The following is a 7,842-nucleotide window of genomic DNA, read 5'->3' as shown; positions in this document are numbered from 1 at the left end:
AGCGCACGAAGAACCGGCAGGTGCCGTCGACCCCGGCCCGGTCGTAACCCCCGTCCAGGAGCAGGTCTGCCACCTCATCGCCCCGGCCCTTCCGGAGGCACACGGCGTCGGGGGCCAGGACGTCAATGGAGCGGGCCGTGGCCTCCAGCCCCCATTCGGCGCGGCCGTGTTCCAGGGCGTGGGACAGGGTCATGCGGTCCAGGGCGTGAAAGTCGGGTCCGGTGTGGCGCCCCCGCAGGTACGACGACCTCGGGTTGACGGCCCGCACCTCGACGCCCAGCACCGCCACGGCGAAATCCACCTCTTCGGGGCCGGCCACCGTGCCGCCAGTGGGAGCCAAGTAGATCAGCGTGCGGGCGCTGTCAACCTCCGGTCGGGGCAGGTCCACAGCCGGGGGCCATGCCAGCTCGGTCCCCCGGTTGTCGGCGCTGGTGATGGGGGTTCCGACAGCCAGCAGGACGGCCAGCACCACCACCGGAACGATGACCGGTGCGGCCCGGACCCCGGGTCGCACCGTGGTCAGCACCAAACCCACCATGGCGGGTAGAGGCAGCACCCAGAGGGTCCGCCAGGCCACGGCGTCGGCCTCACCGGCCGCGTCCAGCACGTCGAGCACCCCGGGGGCTAGGAAGACACCGAACACCACCACTGGCCCGGCCAGCAGCACCATCCGGGAGCCGCGCGGCCCGACCACCGCCCAGGCGGTCAGGGCGCACCCCAGGGCCACCAGGGCCGGCAGCCCATCGCTGAACACCATCCGCAGCACAGCCACCGGTTCGGTCCCACTATCCAGAAGGCGACGGACGTCCAGGAAGCCTGGGACGGCAACCACGTCGTGAAGATGCTGCGGGTTGGCGGCTAGGGCGTACAGGCCGGCGGCCAACGCCGGGGCGACGGCGACCAACGACCGCAGGACGCGCTGCGGCTCGCCCCGGTCCCATGCGGCGGCCCCGGCGGCCACCAGTACCACCGGTGGGGACACCAGCACCGACGACGAGGTCAGGCCGAGGCCGGCGACCACCCCGGCCCCAGCGGCCAGTAGGTGGCGTCGGCTGCCGGTCCTCCCATAGGAGGCGCCGTGGTGCCACAAGCTCGGTACGACCAGCAACAGGAACACTGCCTTGCCCTGCCAGGACCGCCCAGCAAAAAAGTTTCCGAACGACCCGTGGACTGCGCCGTCCATCACCAGGAATGTCGTACCGGCCCACGTGGCGGCGGCCGGCGACCGGGCACCCAGGCCTCGCACGAGCCGCCAGGTGGCCATTACGGCCAGTGCGGCGATCAGCGGACCGAACCCCAGGTGGGTTAGCCGGACCGCCGAGACCCGCCCGGCAGCTGCCGCGCTCCCCAGGAGGGCCTCCACCGAGGTGGCAAGGGCCGGTGGGCGTTCCACGGGTAGGACGTCGTCGCTGAAGATGGTGTCGCGGTCCGGGAACGCCCCGTCGTGGGCGGCCACCCAGGCTGACCGGTTGACCACGAACACGTCGTCCTGGTCGGGGCGGACCATTACCAGGGACAGCAGGGCGGCCAGCCCAGCTAGGACCAGCACCGAGACAGCCGCTGTCCGGGAGGTGCGTTGGAGGACGGCCCGGGCCGTGGTGTTGACCGTCGGACCGGCGGCGTGCACGGCCAGAACCGCGGCGGCCAGCACACCGAGCAGGCCCAGCCAGGTCAGCGGCCACCACAGGCCGTCGACCTCGACCACGGCCAGCAGGGCGGCGGCGGCAAGGCCGAGGACCACCGGGAGGCGGGACAGCCGGCCGGCTGACCCCGGCCCGGCGGGGGCGGCCCACCCGGTGCCTGACCGGGCCAGGACCACGCCCAGTGCCACGACGCTGACCACCCATAGGACGAAGGTGGCGTCGCGGCCCAACCCGACCAGGCGGGCCAGGTGGAAGAGCACCGTCCAGGTGGCCAGAGCCCCCACGGCCAGGTCGAGGGCCCGATCGGCCCGTCGGGCGATGGTGTCTCCGGCGTCGACGTCCACGGTCAGCCCACCGCCCTGGCCACGGCCTCGGCGACGGCGTCGCGGTGGTCGCGTAGTCCCGGATGTCCGAGGGAGCGGAGCACGCTGTTGTCCAGTGCCGAGTAGGCGGGCCGGTGGGCAGGCAGCGACCCGTCCAGGCCGGGGTCGGGGCAGGCTGCGATCCGGTCTGGGTCCTGGCCGGCCAGGGTGGCCACGTGGCGGGCGAACTGGAACCAGCTGGTCGACCCAGCGTTGGTGGCGTGCACCACCCCGGCCACCCGCTCGTCGGCCAGGCGGGCCAGCACGGGGACTAGGTCGGCCACGAAGGTCGGGCAGGCCCGACGCTGGTCCGACAGGAGCACTGGGTCGTCGCCGGCCAGGTCGGCCAGGACGCGCTCCACCATGCCGGGGGCGTCGGCGGGCTGCAGCCAGCTGGTCCGGATCACGGTGACCGACGGCCCGGCCGCCTCCTCTCCGGCCAGCTTGGTGGCCCCGTACGTGCTGAGCGGACCGGTCGGGTGGTCCTCGGGATACGGGGTGTCGGCCCGTCCGTCGAACACGAAGTCGGTGGACACGTGCACCAGGTGGGCACCGACCCGGTCGGCGGCCTCGCTGAGGTGGCCTACCGCCTCGGCGTTGGTCCGTCTGGCCCGGTCGGGATCACTCTCGCAGCCGTCCACGTCGGTCCACGCCGAACAGTTGACGACGACCTCCGGACGGTGGGCCCTGACCGCTTCGTGAACGGCGTGGCGGTCGGTCACGTCTAGGGCCGTCCGGTCCAGGGCGACCACCTGCCGGCGTTCCGCGAAGCCGGCGACCACGGCCCGCCCCAGGCGGCCGGCAGCACCGGTCACCAGGACGGTCACTGGCGCTCCCCGAGCAGCGGCTCCCACCAGTCGGGGTGGTCCCGGTACCAGGCCACAGTGGCTGCCAGTCCCTCGTCCAGGTCTTGGGTCGGCGCCCAGCCGAGGGATCGGATGCGTCCCGTGTCTACCGAGTACCGCCGGTCGTGGCCGGGACGGTCGGCCACCTTCTCGATGGCTGACACGTCGGCCCCGCACAGGGCCAGCAGCCGGTGGGTGAGGTCCAGGTTGGTGATCTCGTTGCCGGCCCCGACGTTGTAGACGGTGCCCACCTCGCCGTCGGCTAGCACTCGCTCCAGCGCGGCACAGTTGTCGTCCACGTGGCACCAGTCGCGTACGTTGCCGCCGTCGCCGTATAGCGGGACCCGCTCGCCGCGTAACAGCCGGGCCACGAACAGGGGGATGACCTTCTCCGGGAACTGGAATCGTCCGTAGTTGTTGGACGACCGGGTTACCACCACCGGCAGGCCGAACGTCTCGTGGTACGACAGGGCGATCAGGTCCGAGGCCGCCTTGGAGGCCGAGTACGGCGAGCTGGGGGCCAGCGGGTCGCCCTCACCGAATGAACCCTCGTCGATCGACCCGTACACCTCGTCGGTCGACACGTGCAGCACCCGGCCGATGCCGGCTTCCAGGGCAACCCGGCACACGGTGGACGTGCCCTCGCAGTTGGTGGCCACGAAGCGAGCCGGGTCGGTGAGCGAGCGGTCCACGTGGCTCTCGGCGGCGAAGTGGGCCACGGCGTCGTGTCCGGCCATGGCCTCGGCCAGGGCGGAGGCGTCGCATATGTCGGAATGGACGAAGCGGTAGCCCGGCTGCCCGTCCAAGCCTTCGAGGTTGGCCAGATTACCGGCGTAGGTGAGGGCGTCGTAGACCGTCACCTCGTCGCCCCGGCCTACGGCCCGGTGGACGAAGTTGGCGCCGATGAACCCGGCGCCCCCGGTCACCAGCAGGCGCACCTCACCGCTCCCCGTGAACAGGCCGCAAGTCGTCGGCCAGGTCGGCTCGGGCCGGGTTGGCCCGGTCGCGCTCCGACAGCACCGGCCCGGCCACCCCCCAGTCGGCCCCTACGGCCGGGTCGTCCCAAGCGACGCCCAGCTCGTCGGACGAGTCATAGGTACGGTCCACCAGGTAGGTGATGGTCAAGTCGGAGAGCGCTGCGAACCCGTGGGCCACCCCGGGAGGGATGTACACGCCACGGTGCCGTTCTGGCCCGTCGCCCCCCAAGTCCATCACCACCGTGGCGCCGTCGGTGGGCGAGCCGGTCCGCAGGTCGTGGAGAACCACCCGGGCCTGTCCGGCCGCTACGACCCAGTAGTCGGCCTGGTGGAGGTGGTAGTGAAGTCCAACCACCGTGCCGGCCACTCGGTCGGCCCGGTTTCCTTGGACCATGGGAGGTACGTTGCCTAACCACTCCTGGCGCCACGTCTCCACGAACAGGCCCCGGTCGTCGGCGTGGACCACCGGGTCCACGACCAGCACGCCGTCGATAGCCGCCGAGGGCGTCACTTCAGCCAACGGTCCCCCTCCCCAGGTCGACCACCGAGTGGTCGCCGAGCAGCAGAGATAGGTCGACTCGGTCCCCCGTCGTGCCGGTGACCTCGGCCTCCCGTCCCAGGACCGAACCGGTCAGGCGGTCTAGGTCCGACACCCGGGCGCCGGCCATGAGCACCGAGTGCTCCACGGTGGCTCCACGGATGGCACAGCCCTCGCCCACGGCCACGTAGGGGCCGACCGTGCTGTTCTGGATGCGGGCCCCGGCGGCCACCACCACCGGGCCAACGAGGGTCGAGTCGACCACTTCGGCGCCGTCGTCGACGGCCACCCGGTCGCCTTCCAGGCGATCCAGGACCAGCCGGTTGCATTCCAGCAGCGGGTCCTTCTTGCCGGTGTCGATCCACCAGCCTTCCAGCACCCGATGCTCCACCGTTTCGCCGGTGTCCAAGAGCCACTGGATTGCGTCGGTGATCTCCAGCTCGCCCCGGGCCGACGGAGAGATGGCCCTTACCGCTTCGTGGATGCGGGGTCCGAACAGGTACACGCCAACCAGGGCCAGGTCGGACGGAGGGTCGGCGGGCTTTTCCACCAGGCCGATGATGGTGCCATCGTCGGCCAGGTCGGCCACCCCAAACGACGACGGGTCGTCCACTCGGGCCAGCAGCAGGCGGGCGGCGACCGTGCCGTCGAAACCGTCGACCACCCCGTCTAGGGAATCCTCGAACATGTTGTCACCCAGGTACATAGCGAATGCCTCATCGTCCAGGAACGGCTGGGCCACCAGCACGGCGTGGGCCAGGCCCAGCGGCTTCCCCTGGTCGATGTAGGTGACCGTGGCCCCCCACCGGCTGCCGTCGCCCACGCTGGCCCGCACCTCGTCGCCGGTGTCGCCCACCACGATCCCGATGTCGGTGATGCCCACCCCGACCAGGTCGGCCACCACGTAGTGGAGGATCGGGACGTTGGCGATCGGAACCAACTGTTTGGCACTGGTGTGGGTCAGCGGGCGCAAGCGCCGCCCACTTCCCCCAGACAGGATCAGGCCCTTCACGGCGGTGAGGGTATCCGGCGGCCCCCGAGGGCCTCCGGCGCGGCGCTCAGCGGCCAGCGTCCTTGGCCAGGCCGACCAGGAAAGCCAGCACCGCGGTGGACACCTGCTGGGCCTCGGCACCGGTCAGTGAGAACCCGGCCGCCACTTGCTCGAGGGCCTGCTGGTCGCCGTCGGCAGCGAAGTAGGCCGTGGTCACCTTCTCCGATCCGACGGCCTCTGGCGGGTTAATCGGGTCGGGATCGCTGCTCGACAGGCTGTGGAGGAAGGCCACCACCCACACGCCGGCTCGTTGGAACTCGGGCACGGTCATCTGGAGGTGGTCGGCCGCCTCCTCGATGTCCGCCAGGTTGTCGGCGTCATAGGAGGTGGTCACTCGATACTCGTCGACCTGAGGCTCGGGGAAGGAGGCGCCGGCGTCCGGCGGCCCATAGGCGATGCCGAACCAGTTGGAACGCAGGCCGAACTCCCGACGGAAGCGGTCGCCCGACACCACGAACCGGTTGCCGTCGCGGGCCCGCAATTCGACCTCCACGGCCCGGCCGCCGTCGTCGCCATAGCCGTCGCGTCCGATGACCTCGATCTCGTAAAGGGGGCCCAGGCCGAAGGTGTCAGCCACCCGGGTGGCGTCTATCTGGTCGGTCCATCGGTGGACCGGGTTGATGGAAACGTCGTCGCCGGTGTCGGGCACGCCCACGAAGTCGGCCGAGATGGTGTGGCCACCGGTCGAGGCGGAGAACTCGGTCCGGGACACCACCCCGTCTAGGAGGCGGACCATTCCGGCGGTGGCGGTCACCGCGGCGTCGGTGGCCGACGTCTCGTGGTCCCAGCCGTTGCTTCCGCTGCGGCTCCGCCTACCCGAGTAGACCTGACAGCGGATGGTGTCGCACGTCTTGGCGTAGTCGTACCGGACCTCGGCCAGGGCGTAGGACCGGGCGGCCACCGCCTGGGCTTCCAGGGCGGCCTGGCCGGCGCCATCGCCCATCAGGGACCACTGGGACGGCATCTCGCTGGGCACCACGGACCGCAGGTACTGCTCGACGGCCACCCAGTTCACGGTCCTCTGGCGGGCCCCGTAGCGGGCGGCCCGGATCTCGCCCCGGTACCAGGTGGCAGAAGTGGCGCCCTCGCAGAGCTGCAGGGTCTGGTCCAGGCCGGCCGTAGCCGTGTCAACCAGCTGGTAGGCCACCCCGTCGGCTGTGGAGGCCACCCCACCGGTCGACGACGGGGCCGATCCGATCGGCCATGCCGGGACGATTCGGGCCACCGGGCTCTCGATCAACAGGCCGGTGTCGGTGAAGCCGCCTCCACACGACGACCCCTGCTGGACCCGGTACCGATCGACGTCGCCGTCCAGGACCAGGCGGACAACCTTGGCATCGACAACGGTCCACGAGCCCATCAACCCACCGACCAATATGACGCCGTTGGACAGGTAGGCGGTCGTCCGCTCGCTGTCGTGGGACAGGAGCCGGACGCCGATCTCCACGTCAGGTACCACAGCCGGAACGGTTCCGCCGTAGTAGTGGTCGAGGATCTGATCGCGCCCCCACCCCTCGTCGATGGCGTAGCCGAGAGCTCCGTACTGCCCCATGCCCCGACCGTGGCCCCAGCCCCGACCATCAACCACCACCGGCCCGTATTCGATGGAGTAGACGGGAGGGGCGAAGCGGCCCGGGATGATCAGCTGCTGGCCGATGGAGAGGAGGTTGGGGTCGGAGATCCCGTTGGCCTCCATGAGCGCTGACACCGACACGCCCTGTTCGGCGGCGATGGCCGACAGGCTGTCCCCCGACTGCACGGTGACAATGAGGGGCGGCAGCGTGGTGGCCGGTGGCATCGACCCGGGGATGGTCAGCTCCTGGCCGACGGAGATGAGGTCGGGGTTGGTGATCCCGTTGGCGTTCATGAGCGCCGAGACCGACACGCCGTGCTCGGCGGCGATGGCCGACAGGCTGTCCCCCGATTGCACGGTAACCACGACAGGACCGGTCGGGGTGATGGGCCGGGTCGCCCCGGGGACCAGTAGTTCCTGGCCGACGTGCACGGTGTCCGGGTCGGAGATGTTGTTGGCCTCAATGAGGGCCGAGAGGGTCACGCCGTACTCGGCGGCGATGCCCGACAGGCTGTCACCTCTCTGCACCACCACGACCATGGTGGGCAGGGTGGTGGGCGTGGATCCGGGGCCCGGAACGACTAGACGCTGTCCCATGTAGACCCGGTCTGGGTCAGTGATGCCGTTGGCGGCCATCAGGGCGGCCACCGTGGTGCCGTGGGCGAGGGCGATCTCCGACAGGCTGGCACCGGCCTCCACGGTGATCACCGTGTCGCCGGCGGCCGGAACCGCGGTTATCAGCAGGGCCCCGACGAGAGCCGCCACGGCCAGCAGGGCCCGCAGAGCGGTCGGGCCACGCCTTCGTGGCGGTAGGTCGATCAGCTGAGATTCCACGGTGGTTCCGTCCATGGGG

6 protein-coding genes are annotated in these 7,842 nt (G+C 70.9%); all 6 read right to left on the bottom strand.

Annotation, left to right across the window (positions count from 1 at the left end; translation table 11 throughout):
- A partial coding sequence (locus MK181_08785; protein ID MCH2419895.1) for a DUF6077 domain-containing protein occupies window positions 1–1,987 on the bottom strand: 1,987 nt, incomplete at its 3' end.
- 2 nt (window positions 1,988–1,989) lie between these two features.
- Window positions 1,990–2,832, bottom strand: a complete 843-nt coding sequence (gene rfbD, locus MK181_08780; GenBank protein ID MCH2419894.1) for a dTDP-4-dehydrorhamnose reductase — start codon at window positions 2,830–2,832, stop codon at window positions 1,990–1,992.
- Window positions 2,829–3,788 (bottom strand): dTDP-glucose 4,6-dehydratase, encoded by a 960-nt coding sequence (gene rfbB, locus MK181_08775; protein ID MCH2419893.1) that lies wholly within the window; start codon window positions 3,786–3,788, stop codon window positions 2,829–2,831. The genes rfbD and rfbB overlap by 4 nt, the downstream gene beginning before the upstream one ends.
- A 1-nt stretch (window position 3,789) precedes the next feature.
- Window positions 3,790–4,338, bottom strand: a complete 549-nt coding sequence (locus MK181_08770) for a dTDP-4-dehydrorhamnose 3,5-epimerase family protein (GenBank protein ID MCH2419892.1) — start codon at window positions 4,336–4,338, stop codon at window positions 3,790–3,792.
- A gap of 1 nt (window position 4,339) precedes the next feature.
- Window positions 4,340–5,377 carry a glucose-1-phosphate thymidylyltransferase gene (locus MK181_08765; GenBank protein ID MCH2419891.1) on the bottom strand — a complete coding sequence of 346 codons (1,038 nt, stop codon included), beginning with the start codon at window positions 5,375–5,377 and terminating at the stop codon, window positions 4,340–4,342.
- Between the two features lie 46 nt (window positions 5,378–5,423).
- The gene (locus tag MK181_08760) at window positions 5,424–7,838 is read right to left on the bottom strand and encodes a LysM peptidoglycan-binding domain-containing protein (GenBank protein MCH2419890.1); all 2,415 of its coding nucleotides are present in this window, start codon (window positions 7,836–7,838) and stop codon (window positions 5,424–5,426) included.
- Window positions 7,839–7,842: the final 4 nt, after the last annotated feature.

Source organism: Acidimicrobiales bacterium (assembly GCA_022452035.1).
Taxonomy (GTDB): domain Bacteria; phylum Actinomycetota; class Acidimicrobiia; order Acidimicrobiales; family MedAcidi-G1; genus UBA9410.
This window is presented reverse-complemented; position numbering and strand designations above follow the sequence as displayed.